19 protein-coding genes and 1 other annotated feature are annotated in these 20,471 nt (G+C 35.0%); of the genes, 12 read left to right on the plus strand and 7 right to left on the minus strand.

Going from position 1 to position 20,471, the window contains the following annotated elements; translation table 11 throughout:
• Position 1 precedes the first annotated feature (1 nt).
• From purD to GVV10_RS07580, 9 genes are all read left to right on the plus strand, one after another.
• A complete protein-coding gene (purD, locus tag GVV10_RS07540; protein ID WP_159521272.1) occupies positions 2–1,222 on the plus strand; it encodes a phosphoribosylamine--glycine ligase in 1,221 nt (406 codons plus the stop codon).
• Between the two features lie 253 nt (positions 1,223–1,475).
• Positions 1,476–2,360 carry an aspartate carbamoyltransferase catalytic subunit gene (locus GVV10_RS07545; protein ID WP_159521274.1) on the plus strand — a complete coding sequence of 295 codons (885 nt, stop codon included), beginning with the start codon at positions 1,476–1,478 and terminating at the stop codon, positions 2,358–2,360.
• Positions 2,361–3,611 carry a dihydroorotase gene (locus GVV10_RS07550; RefSeq protein ID WP_159521276.1) on the plus strand — a complete coding sequence of 417 codons (1,251 nt, stop codon included), beginning with the start codon at positions 2,361–2,363 and terminating at the stop codon, positions 3,609–3,611.
• Positions 3,599–6,583: a carbamoyl-phosphate synthase large subunit gene (gene carB, locus GVV10_RS07555; protein WP_159521284.1), complete on the plus strand. Its 2,985-nt coding sequence runs from the start codon at positions 3,599–3,601 to the stop codon at positions 6,581–6,583. The genes GVV10_RS07550 and carB overlap by 13 nt, the downstream gene beginning before the upstream one ends.
• Positions 6,584–7,333, plus strand: coding sequence for a dihydroorotate dehydrogenase electron transfer subunit (locus tag GVV10_RS07560; RefSeq protein WP_159521285.1), 750 nt, complete (start codon positions 6,584–6,586; stop codon positions 7,331–7,333).
• Positions 7,330–8,244 carry a dihydroorotate dehydrogenase gene (locus GVV10_RS07565; protein WP_159521286.1) on the plus strand — a complete coding sequence of 305 codons (915 nt, stop codon included), beginning with the start codon at positions 7,330–7,332 and terminating at the stop codon, positions 8,242–8,244. The genes GVV10_RS07560 and GVV10_RS07565 overlap by 4 nt, the downstream gene beginning before the upstream one ends.
• Positions 8,237–8,926, plus strand: a complete 690-nt coding sequence (gene pyrF / locus GVV10_RS07570; RefSeq protein WP_159521287.1) for an orotidine-5'-phosphate decarboxylase — start codon at positions 8,237–8,239, stop codon at positions 8,924–8,926. The genes GVV10_RS07565 and pyrF overlap by 8 nt, the downstream gene beginning before the upstream one ends.
• Complete coding sequence (pyrE, locus tag GVV10_RS07575; RefSeq protein ID WP_159521288.1) at positions 8,919–9,533, plus strand: orotate phosphoribosyltransferase; 615 nt, start codon at positions 8,919–8,921, stop codon at positions 9,531–9,533. The genes pyrF and pyrE overlap by 8 nt, the downstream gene beginning before the upstream one ends.
• A gap of 42 nt (positions 9,534–9,575) precedes the next feature.
• Positions 9,576–9,799, plus strand: a binding site (T-box leader).
• 90 nt (positions 9,800–9,889) lie between these two features.
• On the plus strand, positions 9,890–10,363 hold the full coding sequence (locus GVV10_RS07580; protein ID WP_159521289.1) for a tryptophan transporter: 474 nt from the start codon (positions 9,890–9,892) through the stop codon (positions 10,361–10,363).
• On the opposite strand, the gene GVV10_RS07585 is transcribed toward GVV10_RS07580, so the two are convergent.
• Together GVV10_RS07585 and GVV10_RS09545 are read right to left on the minus strand one after the other, a co-directional pair.
• Positions 10,350–11,612 carry a GHKL domain-containing protein gene (locus GVV10_RS07585; RefSeq protein ID WP_159521290.1) on the minus strand — a complete coding sequence of 421 codons (1,263 nt, stop codon included), beginning with the start codon at positions 11,610–11,612 and terminating at the stop codon, positions 10,350–10,352. The two genes, GVV10_RS07580 and GVV10_RS07585, sit on opposite strands and share 14 nt — an antisense overlap.
• Entirely contained in the window at positions 11,605–11,733 is a 129-nt protein-coding gene (locus tag GVV10_RS09545; protein ID WP_268892254.1) for a hypothetical protein, read from the minus strand. The genes GVV10_RS07585 and GVV10_RS09545 overlap by 8 nt, the downstream gene beginning before the upstream one ends.
• 187 nt (positions 11,734–11,920) lie before the next feature.
• On the opposite strand from GVV10_RS09545, the gene GVV10_RS07590 reads away from it, so the two are divergent.
• A complete protein-coding gene (locus tag GVV10_RS07590) occupies positions 11,921–12,739 on the plus strand; it encodes an undecaprenyl-diphosphate phosphatase (RefSeq protein WP_159521291.1) in 819 nt (272 codons plus the stop codon).
• Between the two features lie 40 nt (positions 12,740–12,779).
• On the opposite strand, the gene GVV10_RS07595 is transcribed toward GVV10_RS07590, so the two are convergent.
• Positions 12,780–13,724, minus strand: a complete 945-nt coding sequence (locus GVV10_RS07595) for a TIGR01212 family radical SAM protein (RefSeq protein WP_159521293.1) — start codon at positions 13,722–13,724, stop codon at positions 12,780–12,782.
• Entirely contained in the window at positions 13,721–14,566 is an 846-nt protein-coding gene (locus tag GVV10_RS07600; protein ID WP_159521295.1) for a hypothetical protein, read from the minus strand. The genes GVV10_RS07595 and GVV10_RS07600 overlap by 4 nt, the downstream gene beginning before the upstream one ends.
• Positions 14,567–14,687: 121 nt before the next feature.
• Here GVV10_RS07600 and GVV10_RS07605 point away from each other — a divergent pair, with 121 nt between their 5' ends.
• The gene (locus GVV10_RS07605) at positions 14,688–15,551 is read left to right on the plus strand and encodes a CAP domain-containing protein (protein WP_159521297.1); all 864 of its coding nucleotides are present in this window, start codon (positions 14,688–14,690) and stop codon (positions 15,549–15,551) included.
• Between the two features lie 235 nt (positions 15,552–15,786).
• Positions 15,787–16,698, plus strand: a complete 912-nt coding sequence (locus tag GVV10_RS09455) for a MucBP domain-containing protein (RefSeq protein WP_201290021.1) — start codon at positions 15,787–15,789, stop codon at positions 16,696–16,698.
• Between the two features lie 90 nt (positions 16,699–16,788).
• Here the strand turns inward: GVV10_RS09455 and GVV10_RS07615 are convergent, their stop codons facing one another.
• The 3 genes from GVV10_RS07615 to nfsA all read right to left on the minus strand — a co-directional run bounded on the left by GVV10_RS07615 (position 16,789) and on the right by nfsA (position 20,461).
• The gene (locus tag GVV10_RS07615) at positions 16,789–17,403 is read right to left on the minus strand and encodes an ATP-binding cassette domain-containing protein (RefSeq protein WP_159521299.1); all 615 of its coding nucleotides are present in this window, start codon (positions 17,401–17,403) and stop codon (positions 16,789–16,791) included.
• 2 nt (positions 17,404–17,405) lie between these two features.
• Positions 17,406–19,535: a DUF1430 domain-containing protein gene (locus GVV10_RS07620; RefSeq protein WP_159521301.1), complete on the minus strand. Its 2,130-nt coding sequence runs from the start codon at positions 19,533–19,535 to the stop codon at positions 17,406–17,408.
• 179 nt (positions 19,536–19,714) lie between these two features.
• Complete coding sequence (gene nfsA, locus GVV10_RS07625; RefSeq protein WP_159521303.1) at positions 19,715–20,461, minus strand: oxygen-insensitive NADPH nitroreductase; 747 nt, start codon at positions 20,459–20,461, stop codon at positions 19,715–19,717.
• Positions 20,462–20,471 lie beyond the last annotated feature (10 nt).

Genomic DNA, 20,471 nt, shown 5'->3' on the forward strand with positions numbered 1-20,471 from the left:
GATGAGGATACTCGTCCTTGGATCAGGTGGCCGTGAACATGCTCTAACCTGGAAATTAGAACAGTCACCTTTTGTTGATGTGGTTTATTGTTGCCCTGGAAATGGTGGCATCAAAAATTCAATTCCTGGTGATTTAAGTAATTTTTCAAACATAAGACAAATTGTAACGGATTTAAAGATTGATTTGACGATTGTGGGTCCCGAAGATCCATTAGCACAAGGGATTGTTGATGATTTTCACAATCATGGTTTGCGAATTTTTGGTGTTAATCAACAGGCTGCTCAACTTGAAGCAAGTAAAGCATACTCAAAAGACTTCATGAATCGTTATGGCATTAAAACCGCCAAGCATCTTAGTTTTAATGATGCTTCATCTGCCTATGACTACTGTGAATCAATTCGCTATCCTCATGTAATTAAGGCAGATGGTTTATATAAAGGGAAAGGTGTTATCATTGTTGAATCAAAAGAACATGCCCATGCGACACTTGACGAATTATACATTGAGAACCCAAAGCAAGTCATTCTGTTTGAGGATTACTTAATTGGGCAAGAACAATCTCTAATCTGTTTTGTATCGAATAATAAAATAATTCCATTGGGAACAGCTCGTGACTATAAAAAAAGGCTCGAGAATGATCAAGGATTGAATACCGGGGGTGTAGGAGCCTATTCCCCTGCTCGAAGTCTTCCATCCAATCAAAATGACCAAATTAATAACATTTTAAGAAAGATAGAGAATGGATTTGTACAAGAGAAAATTTTGTATAACGGGATTTTATTCATTGGTTTTATGATTGATGACATGGATGTCTATGTTTTAGAATTTAATGCACGCTTTGGCGATCCGGAAACACAAGTTCTCTTAGCACGCCTCCAATCTGATTTGCTAACAATCATTGAACATTGCCTTGATGGGACACTTACAGATGATGATATCATCATGAATGATACCTTTAGCCTTATTACAGTGTTGATGTCGAAGGGTTATCCTGATTCCTTTGATATTGATAAAAAAATAGTCCTAGAAGATCAAGGGATTGTATTTCATAGTGGAACAAAATGGATTGGTCAAGACTTAGTGACAAGTGGGGGAAGAGTGCTTGGTGTATTAGAAACAGGTCATTGTTTATCAATGATGCATACCAAGAGTCTTCTAAGAATTGAAAAGATTGTGTTTGATGGAAAACAGTATCGAAAAGACATTGGACAATTGCTTTAATTGCTTGACAAAGTAAAATGAAAAGCATAGGATAATACTGACAGACCTTTAATATGTGTCCAGAGAGGCACAGAAGGAAAGAGACAATACAAAAGTTCATTTTAAGTGAGCCTCTTTCTACCTACAGAAAGAGGCCTTTTTTATAAGAAAAATGATTCTTTTTAAATAAATCCAGTGAGGTTTATAAAAGAGCAAATTCTTTATTAGTCTGTCTTGCTCTAGTTGACTACACGAATGTGTAAGGAGGGCTAAGATGAATGCATTACTAAGTGTTAACGATTTGAACGGCAATGATGTTGAAACATTAATCCACCGTGCTCTTTTGTTTAAAACAACAAAAGAATATCCTAAATATAATCAAACGGTGGTTAATCTTTTTTATGAAAACAGTACACGGACAAAATATAGTTTTCTTATGGCCCAGCGTAATCTCGGTCTAGATATTCTAGATTTTGAAATTGAAAAAAGTTCAGTAAGTAAGGGTGAGTCATTGTATGATACATTGCTTACTTTTAAAGCAATTGGTGTTCAACTTGCAGTTGTTCGTCATCCTGAAGATGAGTTTTATAATGCACTCACACCACTCAATATGAAAATGATCAATGCTGGTGCGGGATGTGGTGAACACCCAACTCAATCCTTGCTTGATATCATGACAATTTATGAAGAATATGGTTCATTTAAAGGACTTAATGTTTTAATTATCGGTGATTTACGTCACTCAAGAGTTGCGAAATCTAATGCGAAAATATTAACTAAACTTGGAGCAAACTTACACTTTTCATCACCTGATATGTATCAAGATGACGTGTTCAAACAGTTTGGCGATTATGTTGAAGTGGATCGTGTGATTGAATCAATGGATGTTGTCATGATGTTAAGGATTCAAAATGAGCGTCATGATGAATGTGGCGATTTATTGATGTATCAAAAAGAATACGGTATGACAGTAGAACGCTATAATAAATTAAAAAATGACGCAATTATCATGCACCCAGGACCAATTAATAGAAATGTAGAGATTGTTGATGAGCTTGTTGAAGCTGAGAAATCTCGTTTTGTTGTGCAAATGGAAAATGGTGTGTATATGCGAATGGCAATATTAGAAGCTTTGATCAATGAAAGTGAGATAAACTAAATGATTTTAAAGAATGCAAATATTTTAAGTAAAGAAGGTCATCTTCAACAAACAGATCTAAAAATTGAAGCAGGAATCATTACTGAAATTTCTACAGAACTTTCAGGGGAAGATGAGATTGATCTACAAGGACAATTACTGTTACCAGGTTTAATTGATGTGCATGTTCACTTAAGAGAACCAGGATTTGAACACAAAGAAACAATTAAAACAGGTAGTGAGGCAGCCATGCGTGGGGGCTTCACAAAAATTATGGCTATGCCTAACACATCACCAAGTGTCGATAATAAAGAGACCCTTGATAAAATTAACGACATCATCAAACGTGACGCTAAAATTCATGTCCATCAAATCGCAGCCATCACCAAAGACTTAGTGAGTGATGAACTTGTCGATATCAAAGCAATGGGAGCAATTGCATATAGTAATGATGGCAAAGGCGTTCAAAGGTCATCTACGATGCTAGAAGCAATGCGAGAACTTGCAAAAAATGACAAAATATTGATTGCTCATACAGAAGATGAGGATATTTTGAATGAGGGAGTAATGCATGAAGGCTTGCGCAATCAAGAACTGGGCTTACCTGGAATTTTATCAAGCGTCGAATCAAGTCAAATTGCTCGTGACTTAGTCCTTGCCCATCAAACAGGCGCAAAATATCATGTGTGTCATGTTTCAACAAAAGAAAGTGTTGCTATGATACGGTTTGCTAAACAGATGGGTGTGGATGTGACGTGTGAGGTTACACCTCATCATTTAGTTTTAAATGAATGGGATGTCTTGGAAAATGACAGCAAATACAAAATGAATCCACCCCTTAGAAGTAGGGATGATCAAGCCTCCTTATTAGAAGGTCTACTTGATGGAACTATCGATATGATTGCAACAGATCATGCACCCCATGCACAAAATGAAAAACAAGGAGGATTTATTGATACTCCCTTTGGAATTATAGGCAGTGAAATTGCCTTTCCGCTCCTGTACACCAAAATGGTCAAAACTAATCAATTAAGTTTGCTTGATCTTTATGAAACAATGTATCGCAAACCATCTGAACGCTTTGGATTTGAGACGACAGGAATTACAGTTGGTGCTAAAGCAGACTTAGCAGTCTTCGATCTTGATACAGCCGAAACATTTGGGCCAGATCATATTGCATCAAAATCATCGAATACACCATTTCTTAATGAAGTTCTTCAGGGTTATTGCACTATGACATTTGTGAAAGGAGAACGTGTATGGCAGAAGTAAAGAACAAAAAGATTCTCTTAATAGGGTCAGGTCCATCGATTATAGGCCAAGGCGCAGAATTTGATTACTCAGGAACACAAGCAGCCAAAGAATTAAAAGCTTTGGGTCATGAGGTCGTTGTTTTAAATTCGAATCCAGCTAGCATTCTAACTGATTCCACAACCGCTGATGAAATATACATTGAGGCAATGACACTCGAAAATGTAATTTCAATTGTTCGTAAAGAGAAAATCAATGCAGTTTTAGGTAATTTCGGGGGACAAACAGCACTTAATATGGTGTTAGAGATGGATAAAAAAGATGTGTTTAATCGTTATAATTTGGAGTTGTTAAGTCATCCAATCCATACGATTAAAAAGGCAGAAGATCGTGAAATGTTTAGAGATTTGTTAGATTCGATAGGGGAACCGTATGTTGAATCACAAATTATCACAACAGCCCAACAAGCTAAGCAAGCAAAAACCACCTTAGGCCTTCCTTTAATTGTCAGACCTGCCTTTACCTTAGGTGGAACAGGGGGTGGTCGATGCAAAACAGATGAAGACTATCAGGAAATTGTAAAACAAGGTTTAGCACTATCACCACTGAATCAATGTCTTGTTGAACGAGATATTTCCGGATTGAAAGAAATTGAATTTGAAATGATTCGTGATAAAACAGGTGCTATTCTTCCGGTTTGTACCTTAGAAAACTTCGATCCAGTAGGGATTCATACAGGTGATTCAATAGTCTTTACACCTGCTCAAACAATCACCCATGAACAAGAAATGATGCTTGAAACTTCAGCAATAAAAATTGTGGATGCATTAGGTATCATCGGTTCATGTAATGTCCAATTTGCTTTAAATCCTTTGACAAATCAGTATTATGTCATTGAAGTTAATCCAAGGGTTTCCCGCTCATCAGCACTTGCAAGTAAGGTCAGTGATTATCCTATCGCAAGTGTGGCGGCTCAATTATCAGTTGGAATGACATTAAGTGAAATCAAGCAACCTCATTCTAAAGAAAAAAACTATGTTGCATGCAAAATGCCACGATTTCCTTTTGATAAATTTAAAAAAGGTGATCGCCGTTTAGGAACTCAGATGAAATCGACGGGTGAAATCATGGCCTTTGGTCGTACGCTTGAAGAATGTATGTATAAAGGTCTTGCATCTCTTGAATTAAACGATGTTGATTTCAAAGGGTACAGCGATTATGACCTACTTAGTAATATTGAGCAAGGAAGTGATGACCGAATTTATCAAATGATTGAATTATTAAGACGTGGTGGTAGTGTTGAGGAACTGTCTATTCGTACATCAATCGACTTAAAATTGATTGAAAGTTTACAGAAAATGGTCAAAAAACAAGCCTATTATGAAGCAACTACCCCACAATTTGCAGCAATCAATGAAAAAACTTTTTATTCTTTTGCCAGTGATTCAAAAGCAGGCAAGAAGAAACAATCAAATAAAAAAGTCATTGTTGTCATTGGTTCAGGTCCAATCCGCATTGGTCAAGGTATGGAATTTGATACGTCAAGTGTCCAAGCCGTTCAAAGTATTCAAGAACAAGGGTATGAAGCTGTTATTATTAACAATAATCCGGCAACAGTTTCAACAGATAAAGATATTGCAGACCGACTTTATTTCGAACCACTAACACCCAAACATGTCCTTGATGTACTTAATTATGAACAACCTGAGGGTGTGATTGTTCAATTTGGAGGTCAAACGGCCATCAATCTTGTTGAAACACTCAGCGACCATAATATAAAAATTCTTGGAACTCAGGCAGATCAAATGAATCGAGCAGAAGATCGCGAATCCTTTGAAAAACTCTTAAGAAAATTGAATATCAAACAACCAGAAGCCCACATTGCTCATAATCAAGAGGATTATCTAAGTTTGGCAGATAGATTAAATTACCCTGTCCTTATTCGACCAAGCTTTGTCATAGGTGGTGCTTCGATGAAAATCATAAAAACAAAAGAAGACTACCTTGTAGAACATTCTGAATTATCGTTTAATAAACCAGTTCTCATCGACCGGTATATCTCAGGGATTGAACTTGATTTAGATGTCATCTCAGATGGAAAAAATATTTTGATCCCAGGTTTAATGGAACATATCGAAAAATCTGGGGTTCATTCAGGTGATTCAATGGCTGTTTATCCTAGTGTAAGCCTTGATGAAACACGACAACAAGAAATCGTTGATATCTCAAGAAAAATCGCGAGAGAATTAAAGATTAAGGGATTGATGAATATCCAGATGATCGTTCAAGATCAAGAAATATATGTGATTGAAGTGAATCCAAGGGCCTCAAGGACTATTCCATTTATTAGCAAAGCGAGTGGGATCGATGTTAGCAAACTAGCGACGAGAATCGCAATGGGTGAATGCCTTGATAAAGATTATGGTCTGATTAAAGCACAAGCAGGCATCCATATCAAAGCTCCCATATTCTCCTTTTCTAAATTGCGGAGTGTTGACACATACCTTGGCCCAGAGATGAAATCAACGGGTGAAATTATGAGTTCTGCACCAACTTTGGAAAAGGCGTTATTCAAAGCATTCTTAAGCAGTGGGTACACCTTTAAAGAAACAGGTTCTGTTCTTTTGACCATCGCCGATAAGGATAAAGACGAGATGCTTCACTTAGCAAAGACCATCGAGTCATTAGATTATGATTTATTAGCCAGTAAAAACACCCACAATTACTTAAAAGAACATGGCATTAAAAGTCAGCTTATCTCGAAATGGGATGAATCAAATCATGATATGAAGTGGGCGATTGAAAGTTTAGATTTAAATTTTATTGTGAATACAGTCAGTGATGAGACTAAGTCATTCTCAGATGGTTTTTTAATTCGAAGAACTGCAGTAGAAAAAGGAGTTCCTTTATTCACATCGATTGACACTGCGCGTGCATTAGTAAAGGTTTTAGAATCAAGAAGTTCAAAACCTTGGAAACTTGGAGGTCAGTGAATGAAAGTTGAAATGATGAGGATTCTTGCGAATCATAAAATTGCGGAAGATACCTACGAACTTATATTAGAAGGTGATATTGCTCGTTTAATTAAAGAGCCTGGTCAATTTGTTCATCTTAAGTTAAATGATGATGCCTTGCCACTTAGAAGACCTATCAGCATCAGTTCGTATCATCAAAATACGATGACACTATTGTACAAAGTTGTGGGGAAAGGTACCCTTGCTTTATCAAAGTTAACGATTGGTGATGATGTTGATGTTCTTGGACCCCTTGGAAATGGGTTTAAACTTGGTCCATGGTTAAAGAATAAAAAAGTCTTAATTGTTGGAGCAGGGATAGGGATTGCACCTCTTTATCAACTTGCAAAAGAGTTACAAGCCTATGATGTCGATCTTGATATTAGTTTATCCTTTCAACACAAAAACGCTGCTTACTATGTAAAAGAGTTTCAGGAACTTGGAACAGTTTATATCAGTAGTGATGATGGCAGTGTTGGGTTTAAAGGCTACGCAAGTGATCTTTTAAAGACATTAGGAAAGAACTACGATCTTGTCTACAGTTGTGGTCCGAAAGTAGTCCTTAGTTTTGTGCAATCATACTATGAAAAAACATCAGAAATCTATCTTTCTTTGGAAGAGCGAATGGGCTGTGGAATTGGCGCCTGTTATGCATGCGACACCAAAGACAAAACGAAACGAATTTGCAAAGATGGACCAGTATTTAACGGGAAGGAAGTATTAATATGAATCGATTAGCAGTAAAATTACCAGGATTAAATTTAAAAAATCCAATTATGCCAGCCAGTGGTTGCTTTGGATTTGGTGAAGAATTCACAGAACTTTACGATTTATCACTGCTTGGAGGAATTATTGCGAAAGCAGCCACACTTGATGAAAGAGAAGGAAATCCCTTGCCAAGAGTTTGTGAAACAACTGCTGGGATGTTGAATGCAATCGGTTTAAAAAATCCAGGGTTGTCTGTGATTATGGAAGAAAAATATCCGGTCCTTCGTCAGTATGATACAGCCATTATTGCGAATGTTGCAGGCTCAACTGAAGAAGAATACATCGAGGTTACACGCCGTATTTCTGAGAGTGATTTAGTGGATGCGATTGAACTCAATATATCATGTCCCAATGTTGATGAGGGGGGCGTTGCTTTTGGAACAGACCCCAAGATTGCATATAACTTAACAAAAAAAGTTAAAGCTGTCTCAAAAAAACCAGTCTATGTTAAATTAAGTCCGAATGTAACGGATATTGTTGAGATTGCGAAAGCAGTTGAAGCAGCAGGAGCTGATGGTATAACGATGATTAATACACTCACGTCAATGCGAATTGATTTAAAAACCAAACAACCGATTCTTGGCAATAAAACAGGTGGGTTGTCAGGAGCTGCTATCTTTCCACTCGCGATTCGTATGATATATGAAGTCTCACGAGCCGTTAAGATTCCGATTATTGGTATGGGAGGTGTAAGCTCTGCTGATGATGTCTTAGAGATGATTATGGCAGGAGCCAGTGCAGTTGCAATTGGAACAGCAAATTTTTCAGACCCATTTATTTGTCCAAAGATCATTGAAGCATTACCAAAACGAATGGATGAACTAGGAATCAAGAGTATTGAGAGTTTAATTGAGGAGGTAAGAAATGACTGAGTTAATTATAGCCATGGATTTTTCTAGTAAAGAGGAAGTGTATTCATTTTTAGAAAAATTTAAGCATGAACAACTGTTTTTAAAAATTGGGATGGAATTATATTACAAAGAAGGACCCAAAATCGTTGAAGTCATTAAAGCCCAAGGGCATAAAATTTTTCTAGATTTAAAGCTTCATGATATTCCCAATACCGTTGAACGTACAATGAAGAACTTAAAAAGCCTTGGTGTTGATATGGTTAATGTGCATGCTGCAGGTGGATTGGAAATGATGAAAGCAGCTCGTCAAGGTTTTGGTGAGGGCATCATGATTGCTGTAACCCAGTTAACATCTACCTCTGAAAAATCAATGCAAGCTGAACAACTCATCAACGAATCGTTGCAAACATCAGTATTAAACTACGCCAAACTAACTCAAGAAGCAGGATTAGATGGTGTTGTGTGTTCTGCTTTAGAAGCATCCCTCATTCACAACCATGTTGATAAGCAATTTCTGTGTGTCACACCAGGCATTCGCCCTAAAACATCATCGGTGGGCGACCAAAAAAGAGTTGTCAGTCCCATGGAAGCTTGTGAACTAGGATCTGATTATATTGTGATAGGAAGACCCATCACTCAGTCACATAACCCTTATGAATCATACAAAGCCATCCTAAAAGAAATGGAGAATGCTCATGAATAAATCAGAAACAATTGCAAGCTATTTATTAGATTGCGGTGCTGTTAGTTTAAGACCAGATAATTATTATACATGGGTTAGCGGCATTAAAAGTCCTATTTACTGCGATAACCGTGTGACAATTTCATTTCCAGAAATTCGTCGCTACATTACCAAGGCGTTTGTTGATATGATCGAAAACAACTATCCAGATGTTGATGCAATTATTGGAACCGCAACAGCAGGGATACCACAAGCATGTTGGGTAAGTGATGTTCTCGACTTACCGATGGCATATGTCAGAAGTGGTCATAAAGCACACGGAAAAGGTCAGCAAATCGAAGGGAAACTCAATGAAAATTCACAGGTGATTGTCATTGAAGATCTTATTTCAAGTGGAAAAAGTTCAATCGAAGTTTGCCAAGCTTTAGAAGAACAAGGTCATCATGTTCTTGCAGTTTTATCCATTTTCACCTATGAATTATCACGTGCTCAAACGGCATTCGAAAAAGCAGATATTCAGGTAAAATCGCTGTCAAATTATAGTGACTTAATTAGAATTGCCCAAGAAAAACATGTTATCACAGAAAAAGACTTAAATATTCTTGCACAATGGAACAAAACAATTTAAAAGACTTGAAAAAAATTAAGATAATGTTATTATTATTGAAACGATAACCTAGTGATTGAGAAAAAGTAACTTTATAAAATCTATGGCAGAGAGTATGTGGCTGGTGTGAACATATTGGATGGTTAAAGTGAATGGGCTCATGAAGGGCTGTTCGAATCGAAAGTAGTAGAACATGACGGGACTCTACCGTTAAAAAGAGATAAGTATGATAGTACTTAATTAAGTTATAAATCAGGTGGTACCGCGAAAGAGACTTCGCCCTGTGGGGGTGGAGTCTTTTTTTGTCTTCAAGGAGGTGATTATCATGGTATGAAGAAGGATTCGAATCGATTTAACATTGTTACAAGGAGGAAACTATGAAAACAAAAACAATGAGTCAATCAGCGTTATTATTAGGAATGGGTTTAATCTTACACATGATAACACCAAGTTTTATGGGCTTTATGAAACCCGATTTTATGTTAATTATGATGTTAATCAGTCTTTTCAAAAGCACGTCATTCACGGATGATTTCACAATTTCAGTCATTGCAGGAATCTTAAGTGGTCTCACCTCAACGATGCCTTTTGGTTTAATCGCTAACATCGTTGATAAAATAATTGTTGGAATAATCATCAGCCATCTTAAACACTTAGGTACAAAAAAAGGACTCCTAACATTTATCGGAACCCTTATTTCAGGTTTGTGTTTTTTACTCATTATTTATTTTTTGACCCAGCTTAGCATACAGACTTTAAAAACTCTCTTTTTTGTCCATGTCATCCCAACAGCATTCATCAACACCGGAATCATTAAAATTCTGCAACGCAATGTCCTTAATGCTGATTAACCAAAGAAATATAGGCAATAAATTGATTGTCTAATTTCTCATAATGAAACATACCACCATTTTCATTAATGATTTTACGCACTGTTTGTAATCCCAAACCGCTTCCTTTCGAATAGTTGTTGTTAGCATTAAAGGTATTTGAAATCATAACATCCAGTCTTGAATTATCCATAATTGCTGATTCAATCTTAATATTACGACCCTTTTCAACATTGAGACAAGCTTTGTAAGCATTGTCTAGTAAGTTGGAAATAAGTCTAAGCGAATCGTTATCCTTCATCGTTGTTTCCCAGATTAATTGCGCTTGAAAGTCAATGTCATTGTTAAGACACAATTTATTAAATTGATAAAGGTAAGCGTCAAGAAAAGGATGATTCGATAAGCTAATTTCTTGATTCAAATACTCTTTGATTTCTGGTGATTCAATCATCGTTTTGATAAATTCTTCTTCAGCAAGATTATTTTCACTGATAACATTCATAATATTTAAGAGGTCATGACGATAAAGACGCAATTCTCGAGCGATTCGTCCTTGTTCTTCAAGTTTTAAATTTAAAATCTGGTATTTCTTTTCCAACATTTCGTGTTTACTCTTATAAATTAGTAAATTAGTATGTTCATAATTCATGTATGAAACAACATAGAAAATAAGGTATGAGATAATAATGACCGTTAATTTACTTTTTAAATGAAAAGCAGAATTTGTTGATCGTTCATTAAAAAAATGATCACTCACATACAATATATTGATGATGTAAAAAAAGGTAAAGGCCAGATTCTTCTTGTCAATTTTGTATTTATGTGAAATTCGTATCTGTTTTTTGAATATTTTAGTATAAAAACGCCAGATCGTACAATGAATTAAACAAGCACCAATAAAAATATAGATATTATCGAGCGGGTGGTAACAGATTAAACAAGCTTTTCCATTGAAAATTGATAATAAATAAATGATGATGGCAAGAATAAAAAAGAAATGAACCACTTGATTTAAATTGTGAGATAGGAACGTCTCTTGAGTAAAACGTAAGGCGATAAGTGAACTCAAGAGATTGACACCCAATAAGACATAAACCATGCTCGACATCGATGGATTCAACTGTATAAACAAAGCAGCTGATACAATCGCAAGAACGACGTTTCCAATTTTGAACTTTAAACTGTAAAAGTCATATAAGTAAGGATTCGCAAAATTATAATAAAAGAAAACACACAGAAAAACAAATGGTAGTAGACCGATTTTAGACATAGGCTATCATGTCCAATCGTTTAAATGTCAATCGACCAAGAATAAATTCATTACACGTGCTTAGAAAATGCAAATATGATTCGATATTTAACTGAGAATGTCTTGAAAATAACGTGACCATAAGCAAGTCCCCCCCCCCTTTGATTTCATTTTATCACAACAAGTTAACATATACACTGATTATGGCTCTAATAAGCGTTTATTTTAATGTAATAGCCTTTTTTTAATGACACTTGCACGGGTTAGTCTACATTTCCAAAATAATATATGCTAAACTAGAATAAGAGTAAAAAAAAGGAGTCTTAAAAATGATTGAATTATTAAAGGTAATTATAATTGGAATTGTCGAAGGGATAACTGAATGGTTACCCATCAGTAGTACTGGGCATATGATCTTAGTGGATGAATTTATCCAATTGCAAGCAAGCGATGCCTTCAAAAAAATGTTCTTTGTTGTTATTCAACTTGGAGCGATTATGGCCGTTGTTGTTTTATATTGGGATAAGTTATTTCCTTTCTCATTCAAGAAAGGCTTTAAAATTGACTCAGACATTATGAGTATGTGGTTTAAAATTGTTGTTGCGTCTTTACCAGCAGCCATTGTAGGAATTTTATTTGATGATATTATTGATAAATTTATGGGCGTCCAAGTTGTTCCCATTATGTTAATTTTATTTGGTATTTTCTTTATCGTTGTGGAAAATCGCCATGCAGGGCAAACACCCCGTATTAATACACTATCAGAAATTACGTATCAAACAGCTCTCATTATTGGATTATTTCAATTGATTGCGGCAGTGTTTCCAGGAACCTCTCGTTCAGGAGCAACAATTGTGGGTGCACTCATGATTGGGGTGTCTCGTTTTGTCGCAGCAGAGTTTACTTTCTTCATGGCAGTGCCGGTGATGTTTGGTGCTAGTTTATTGAAGCTAATTAGTTTTGGTTTTAATTTTACATCTCAAGAAGCCTTGTATTTAATTGTTGGTATGATTGTAGCATTTGTTGTTTCAATTATTACCATTAAATTCTTGATGGGTTACATTAAAAACAATGACTTTAAAGCCTTTGGGTGGTATCGTATTGTCTTAGGACTTCTGGTCATCATCGTCTTGTATCTAAAAAAATAAAACTAAAAACCATATCTTTTCAAAAAAAGATATGGTTTTTTTATTGTTTATAGTATTTTCCTTGCCAAGTATTTCGTTTTACCATTAATTTGTCAATGTCATTAAGAACAATTGTTTTCTTTTGGGTCCATAATGGTGCCAAAAGGTCATCTGATAAACCATCACCTGTTAAACGAGCAATTGTAACTTCAGGTGGTAAGCGTTCAATTTGATCAACGACAAGATCGATGTATTCATCCTTACTTAACATATCAAAGGGTTCTTTAATGTACTGGTTCCCTAATTTTGTCCCTCTTAATAAATGTAACATATGGATTTTGACCATGTCAGGTTTAATTTTCGCAACATAGTCAATGGTTTCCAACATCATGGCTTTGTCTTCAACGGGGAATCCGTTAATGATATGGATACACGTTCGTATTTTAGCTTTTTTTAGTTTGAGGAGAATATCGGTTACTGAGTCTAAATCATGCCCACGATTCATCCAAAGGCCCGTCGATTTATGGATACTTTGCAATCCAATCTCAATGGTTAGATCTTTTTTATGACTCATAGCCTCGAAGTAGGCAATTTTTTCATCATCTAGACAATCACTTCGCGTGGCGATATCAATTCCGACAAAGCGATCATCTTCAAAAAAAGGATCGTATAATTTTTTGAGATCTTCCAAAGGAGCATGGGTGTTAGTGTATGCTTGAAAATAAGCGATTTTTTCTGCGTTAGGCCACTTTTGACTCATAATTCGATGACCTTCCTGAATTTGTAATTCAATATTTTCAGTGTCTGGAATCATGTCACCAGATCCTCTGGCTGAACAAAAAACACAGCCTCCATAACCGGAGGTCCCATCTCGATTAGGACAGGTGAAACCAGCATCAATGCTTATTTTAAATGTTTTATTTTTATAGGTTTCTCTGACAAAATAATTATAGGTTTTATACCGTTTATTGTCATTTGAAAATGGAAAAGGATTTGATTTAATCATTGAATATCCTCCTTTTTCATGATGCCAATACCCACACCTAAGCTCTCATAGATTCTGTAAGCCCCCTCTTGGAGGCGTCCTTTTTTATTCATGGTAGAAATCGTTGCTAATGAAGCTGTACCATAAATTCTTTCCAAGGCTTGAGTGTAGTTTTGAGATGTAGCAATTAGGTCAAATCTGTTTTTAAATCGCATAAGATTGCTGTTATCATCTAGAAGTTTATTCAGTGAAGGGTGAAGGATCCAAGTTCGACAAATGAAATATTGATATGTGTGCGCAGGGTAATACTGCGAAAAGAACTCATTCGCCATTGTAAAACTTTGGGATACAGCTTGGGGTGACAAATCTGTCCCTGTCTCAATATGGACATTTATCATGGGTGTATTTTCAGGGAACTCATGTTTATTCTGTGGTGATAAGGGAAGATAGTCCAAACCTTCACGCTCCATCTCTGCATAATCCATTGGAAAAATTTGAAACCGCAATGTATGGATTTTAAATATCTTTTCAGTGAATAAGAGATTGAGCCACTTAATGTCTTTCGCAAAAATTCCCAATCGTTGATGTTCGTTGTAGTATTTCATAATATTATGATTGAAATTATAAATGGTATCATAAAATATTTTGCTTGGAATATTCTTTTGCTTCATGGTTAAACAATAGAGATAAAAAGCATCAAGACAATGCATAAATCGTTCATCATCATTGCAATTATAAAGGGTGTCAAGATCGGTAAATGGGTTTCTTGTTGGTTTAAGGGTCAATGGATATGTCATTAATTCTTTAAGAATGACGGGATTAAAATTTGCTTTCTGTGCTGCATCAATGATTACTGTTTTCATATTATCACTTCCTATAGATAGTATAGCCTATACTCTTTAATAAATATAGCCAATCCAGGCTTGTTATGTCATGTTTACCATGTTAAACTTTGAGTGATTGTAAGATATAAGAGGGGAAAATATGAAAAAATGGTATGGCTATATCCTTGTGATATTCCTTGTTGTTTGTAGTGTAGGGTTTGTCATCATTAAGAAAAAAAATGACGAACTAATTTATCATCAAGCGTTAAAGAAAAATCGAGAAACATACTTTGAATCCTATGAAAAAGTCATTGAACATCAATCAATTATTAAAGATAATAAAACGATTGATTTAGGAAAAAAAGTGGTCGTAAAAGAAGGAAAAGATGGACGGTGTCAGGTTCAAAATGTTAAAGTTCGTCGCGGAGATGTTGTTTATGTTAATCAGTTGAATCAAACAATGCTTGAACCCAGTGTTGATGAAATTGTTCACGTAGGTTCAAAAAAGAAACCAATTGAAACGAAAAAAACATCTGACCAGGTTACGGTCAAAGAAATACCTTTTCAGGTACGTAAACCACAACAAAGTAATCAAACACAGACGAAGTCTAAAAAGTCAAATTCATCAAATGAAAGAAGTAACACAACGACTAAAGGGCTTGTTCTTGATTCGAGTTCAAAAGAAAGTTTTAGGAAAATAAATCAATTTAGAAATGATCATGGAATGAAATCGTTGGTTTGGGACAATCGAATCTACCAAGCAACGACTCTTAGGGCACAAGAACTTACGGTCAAATTTGATCATGTTCGCCCAAGTGGAAAACAGTGGGATAGCGTCACTTATGATTTAGCCGCAGAGAACCTAGCATATGGCTATGCTCAACCCCAATCACTAGTGCAAGGTTGGATTGACTCATCAGGACATCGACAAAATCTATTAAATCCTCACGCCAATAAAGGGGCTGTGGCGATGTTTAAAGATGAGAAAGGTGTTGTTTATTCAGCTTTTTTAGCTGGTTGGTAAAATAAGATTAAATGAATTAATTAGATAGAATATAAAAATCCAAGATAAGCTGTAAAGAAATCTTGGTTTTTTGTTATCAAATCAGCATTGTATACAAAATAAAAACAAAGACTGGATGTATGGCTATCCATTAAGGGGTAGTTTTTTTCAATTTTTGTCTAATTAATTAAATTGTGATAAAAAAATAAGGACTAAATGGTGTTAAGATTGTAAAGGTTTAACTAAAGGAGACTATATGAAAAAAATAATGATCGGTGTTTTACTCCTGTTCGTGATCGTTCCGGTTACGACACAAGCACAAACACAAAATGAAATTAGTTATCGAGAAATACGGACAAGTGAGGTCGTCGCCAAGGATACATCCATTCTTTCAGATACAATTGATAGTGGCGTTGATAAAACAATAAAAGCGAATGAAACTTGGCAACCATTGCATCATGATTACATTGTTAAGGATGCTTTTGAAAATCCATTTGTCATTTTCCCAGAACCTGAATTTGGTTATGTTTTCTACTATTATCATATTGTTTACACGGACGGAATGATTTATAAAGGCCATGAAACGGTGTTGTCATATGATGACTTAATCGCAAAAAACGATAAAGAAATCGATGAAGTAATTTTTTATTACAGTCATGGTGGACAGCTTGATGTAAGCTACAAATTAGATTCAGAGCAAGGTGAAGACCTTCTTGACCCAACAAGTGAATTAGGAAAAGTAAGTTATGATCATTACGATAGCAATGATAACCATTATGTTGACGAAGGACAAAATTTTTCAGTCAAGACTGAGCTAGAAGGTTATCAACTAAAGGAAGTCATTGGTGATTTAAACGGTTCATTCAGTTTGAGTGCACAAAATGTAATCTTAGTGTATGAAAAAACACCGGTAGAACCAACGGAACCAACAGAACCAACAGAACCAACAGAACCAACAGAACCAACAGAACCAACAGAACCTGAATTGGTCGAAGAAGTATTGGGTGTGAGTCAAGATAAAACACAAGTTCCAACAACACAAACAACACAGGGAACATTACCAAAAACAGGAGTTTCCATGAACGGTATGCCTTATGTGTTATTTGGAACAGGGTTAGTGATGATACTGGTTAAATATTTAATGAATACAAAAGCATCTAAAAATTAAAAACGTGTGATGTTTTAACATTAGTGTATCAATACGAAAAAGCCGAAATATCTCCTACGAGACGTTCCGGATTTTTTAAACTTAATGATGTTACAGTGTCAGTATCCGATCACATTGACTGATGATATCATCACTATGAGAAACAATAATCACAACTTTGCCTTGCTTGGTAAAATTGGAAAGAATATTCATAACAACTGCAGCATTTTCTTGATCTAAGTTACCTGTCGGTTCATCGGCTAAGATAATATGACCTTCTTTTAGAATACAGCGTGCTAAAGCAACTCTTTGTTGCTCACCACCGCTTAAAATGTAAATAGGGGTATCCAATATGGATGCATCAAGGCCTACCTTTTCTAAAGCATTGTGTAAAGAAAGATCATTCTTTTTGCTCAATACAATTTCTAAATTATAACGTACAGTCTCACTATCGATTAAAGCGTAATTTTGAAAAAGATAATTAATGTTCTCTTTGACTAATTGTTCTTTTTTTCGTTTACTTAATGCTTTCGTTGAACCTTCATGGATGATCACTTCGCCATCATACTCACGATCAATTAAGCCGATAATATTTAAGAGGGTACTTTTACCAGAGCCACTTTTACCAGATATACCGACCATTTCTCCTGCTTTAAAGGTATCATTAATGTTTTCAAATAGTGTGCGATTACCAAATGTTCTTCCAACAGATTTCAATTCAATCATTTTTATTCTCCTTTGATTTGATGATTCATATTACTTTTGTATATACTTGACTTAACAGCATAAAACATGAGGGTTTCGATTAATAATATTGTTACAATAATGCTAGCTAGTCCAATGGTGTCAATAGGTGTATTTAGAAAGACCGGAAGGGCAGTTAATACCATTATGATAGCCAATAAGTCGGTGAATATTAGGATTAATATATATTTTTTAAATATCTTTGTATCAGGTTCTCCAAATAGTTTTCGAACAAATATTTCTTTTCTCATATCATTCATATACGTATAAGTCATATTAAAACTCACAAAGCCGATAAGCAATATAGCGATGACAAGAATGACTGAAAATATTTTTATAGATGCTTTTAAAACTGAAATCATAACAACCAAGTCATTGGACGTATTATTGAATGCATTGAGGGGGATGTTTTTTTCAATATTAAGCGTCTTGAATGTCGGTTTGTTTTTCTCATACCACATCTCTTTTGTTTCATTGTCTTCTAGAATGAACTGAGCTGCAGTACCCGACCCATATCCTAAGAAACGCATTTGAAATTCTGGAATTCCTTCGATTGTATTTTCATCGAAGACTATGATGATTGGATTGTGAATCAGATAATTTTTTCCAGTAACTGCAGTATTCATTGTAAAAAAGTCGCCCTGTTTGTAGGTTATGATTTCCATTGGTAAATCGCTAGTCATTGTTTTAGATGATTGAAAGTATACTTTGTAATCGTTATATATATCTTCTTTAACATCATCAAACTCGTCTGGGATTAAGAGTACTCGTTTTTTTTCTTTAAGTGCTTCTTTGATTTTGTTTAGAGGTATTGACTCATAATCTTGAATATATGTATCATTCACTAACGCAAACGAATACTGTTCATCACGATTAATTTCACTCTGATAAGCGGAGAAGTCGGCATATAAACCATTATTTTTCACCACAACATTTTGATAAAAATCAAGGTAATTAAAGTCTGGATATCCTCTAGGGACTCTTCTATGATTTGATTCGTCAATGTTTGAGAAATTTTTTACATAGGAAGTTAAGGCGTAGGTGTCACTATAATTTTCATAGATACGTAGTTTATGTTGGTCTTTGATCAGAGAATCTAACATCGATGTAGTATTTACTAAAAAGAAGCTCAGTACTATAACAAATAACAATTTCGCAATCATCGAAAAGCGGATAATGGAATTTGTAGTTTTTTGATTTTTGGTTAATGAAGCAATATTATATTTTCGAGTAATAATCGTTGAAGATATTACAATTAACAATATCGATACAATGAAAAACACTCCTAAATATTTTATTTGCGTTTTAATAAGATAGATACTCCAATAGTTAGTAATTAGAGATGTTGCGATAATTGTGATTATTGAACACATTATGAACCACTTCATATAGTCAGATAAGCCAATCTTTGCGACGGAAAGGTCAGAAAGACCAAGCATCTTATAAATACCGATTTCTTTATTTCGTTTGATGAAACCAAAAAGAATGACCAGCATATTGCTAATTGAAAATATGATAATTCCAGTTAATATGAAAACATTAAAAAAATCAGCATCATTTGATATCGATTTTTGTTGGATGAATTCTTCTTGATCGATTCCAATAAGCTGAGAAATTTTGTAGAGATAAGTATTGGCGCTTTCTTGATCTTGCGCGTAGAGATTAAAAAAACCATATTCTTCATCATTTAAACTGGATTCGTCCATTTTTTTGAAGGTTAGTTTTAAATTATCGGTAGTCCCAAATTGCAAAGGCTTCACATAAAAATTATGATCGACCTCTAAGTCAAATGTTGATAAACTTGTTGTTCCATCAGGAATTTTTTCGCCAAGAAAATAGTCAACATCTTGATTAAAATCTTGAATAGAAACATAGTTTACATTATCTTTATATTGACTAAAGTACACTTGATCTTTTTGAGCTGATGATAAAATCTCAATCAATTTAGTTTTAGGTATTTTTGTACTTTCAGGGATGTAGATGCTTGTGTAGAAATTCGATTCGAAAATATTGATAAGCAGAGCTTCCTGTTTACTTGATACTAAGATTAGTGAAAAAAATACAATGAAAATAATAAACGCTGTAGAAAAAACTTTCGTTATTTTTGTTGACATAATAGGTCCCCTCTATTTTTGTTAATCAAGCATCGCATGAATATATAGTTATCGTATCACATTGAATGTTTTTTTAACAGGACACACAAAACTTAGAACAATACTCCAATTAGTTTGATTGCTTTTGTTAATAAAAAAATGCTAAAGATGTCTTCTTTAGCATTGATATCGATAAAAGTTTAGTATTTTGCAAATCCCTTTTCCTGAAGAAACTCTAATAATTTCATGCGTCCTGGGTGTTTACGGTTCATTCCTTCGGTAATCTGTTTGGTAAATTGGTCGACGCGACGGTTGGCGTCTCTTAAATCATAATACTCGTGGACTGTTTTGTCGTAGTCTTGAAGTTTTTGATGTAAGTTTTCGTGCTGTGGATACTCATTTTCAAAGTGCATCAACTCTTGAGGTAATCTTGGTTTGAGTTGTGGTGTTTGATCAGGATACCCAAGTGCTATACCTAAGATAGGAAATACAAATTCAGGACATCCCAATATTTCAGCGGTTTGATCAGCTTGATTTAAAATACTTCCCAATACGACTCCACCTAAACCAAGAGATTCAGCGGCTGTTAATATGTTTTGACTTGCTAACAAGGCATCACATGCTGCGATTAAGAAACGATCGAAGGAATGCAATACTTCTGTATCTTGTCCTTTTTCTTTTGCGATGTGCATGTTTCTATTTTGATCAATGACCATAATGAATAGATGTGCAGATTCGGCGATGTAGGGTTGATTTCCTACTTTAGCAATTGCCTCTTTCTTTTCTTGATCACTCACACTGATGATTGAATACGATTGCATAAAATTACTGGTTGAAGTATGACGTGCCACATCAACCAACGTGCTTATGATTTCTGGATCTATTTCTTGATCCTTAAATTTACGAATGCTTTTATGATTGAGCATTGTTTCTATAGTTTTATTCATTGTTCCCTCC

Origin of the sequence: Erysipelothrix urinaevulpis (genome assembly GCF_009828835.1) — a bacterium.
GTDB classification, from domain to species: domain Bacteria; phylum Bacillota_I; class Bacilli_A; order Erysipelotrichales; family Erysipelotrichaceae; genus Erysipelothrix; species Erysipelothrix urinaevulpis.

Excerpts from the sequence above, each read along its gene's own strand:
- purD (WP_159521272.1), top strand. The coding sequence starts at position 2 with ATGAGGATACTCGTCCTTGGATCAGGTGGCCGTGAACATGCTCTAACC.
- GVV10_RS07545 (WP_159521274.1), top strand. The coding sequence starts at position 1,476 with ATGAATGCATTACTAAGTGTTAACGATTTGAACGGCAATGATGTTGAA.
- GVV10_RS07550 (WP_159521276.1), top strand. The coding sequence starts at position 2,361 with ATGATTTTAAAGAATGCAAATATTTTAAGTAAAGAAGGTCATCTTCAA.
- carB (WP_159521284.1), top strand. The coding sequence starts at position 3,599 with ATGGCAGAAGTAAAGAACAAAAAGATTCTCTTAATAGGGTCAGGTCCA.
- GVV10_RS07560 (WP_159521285.1), top strand. The coding sequence starts at position 6,584 with ATGAAAGTTGAAATGATGAGGATTCTTGCGAATCATAAAATTGCGGAA.
- GVV10_RS07565 (WP_159521286.1), top strand. The coding sequence starts at position 7,330 with ATGAATCGATTAGCAGTAAAATTACCAGGATTAAATTTAAAAAATCCA.
- pyrF (WP_159521287.1), top strand. The coding sequence starts at position 8,237 with ATGACTGAGTTAATTATAGCCATGGATTTTTCTAGTAAAGAGGAAGTG.
- pyrE (WP_159521288.1), top strand. The coding sequence starts at position 8,919 with ATGAATAAATCAGAAACAATTGCAAGCTATTTATTAGATTGCGGTGCT.
- GVV10_RS07580 (WP_159521289.1), top strand. The coding sequence starts at position 9,890 with ATGAAAACAAAAACAATGAGTCAATCAGCGTTATTATTAGGAATGGGT.
- GVV10_RS07585 (WP_159521290.1), bottom strand. The coding sequence starts at position 11,612 with ATGTCTAAAATCGGTCTACTACCATTTGTTTTTCTGTGTGTTTTCTTT.
- GVV10_RS09545 (WP_268892254.1), bottom strand. The coding sequence starts at position 11,733 with ATGGTCACGTTATTTTCAAGACATTCTCAGTTAAATATCGAATCATAT.
- GVV10_RS07590 (WP_159521291.1), top strand. The coding sequence starts at position 11,921 with ATGATTGAATTATTAAAGGTAATTATAATTGGAATTGTCGAAGGGATA.
- GVV10_RS07595 (WP_159521293.1), bottom strand. The coding sequence starts at position 13,724 with ATGATTAAATCAAATCCTTTTCCATTTTCAAATGACAATAAACGGTAT.
- GVV10_RS07600 (WP_159521295.1), bottom strand. The coding sequence starts at position 14,566 with ATGAAAACAGTAATCATTGATGCAGCACAGAAAGCAAATTTTAATCCC.
- GVV10_RS07605 (WP_159521297.1), top strand. The coding sequence starts at position 14,688 with ATGAAAAAATGGTATGGCTATATCCTTGTGATATTCCTTGTTGTTTGT.
- GVV10_RS09455 (WP_201290021.1), top strand. The coding sequence starts at position 15,787 with ATGAAAAAAATAATGATCGGTGTTTTACTCCTGTTCGTGATCGTTCCG.
- GVV10_RS07615 (WP_159521299.1), bottom strand. The coding sequence starts at position 17,403 with ATGATTGAATTGAAATCTGTTGGAAGAACATTTGGTAATCGCACACTA.
- GVV10_RS07620 (WP_159521301.1), bottom strand. The coding sequence starts at position 19,535 with ATGTCAACAAAAATAACGAAAGTTTTTTCTACAGCGTTTATTATTTTC.
- nfsA (WP_159521303.1), bottom strand. The coding sequence starts at position 20,461 with ATGAATAAAACTATAGAAACAATGCTCAATCATAAAAGCATTCGTAAA.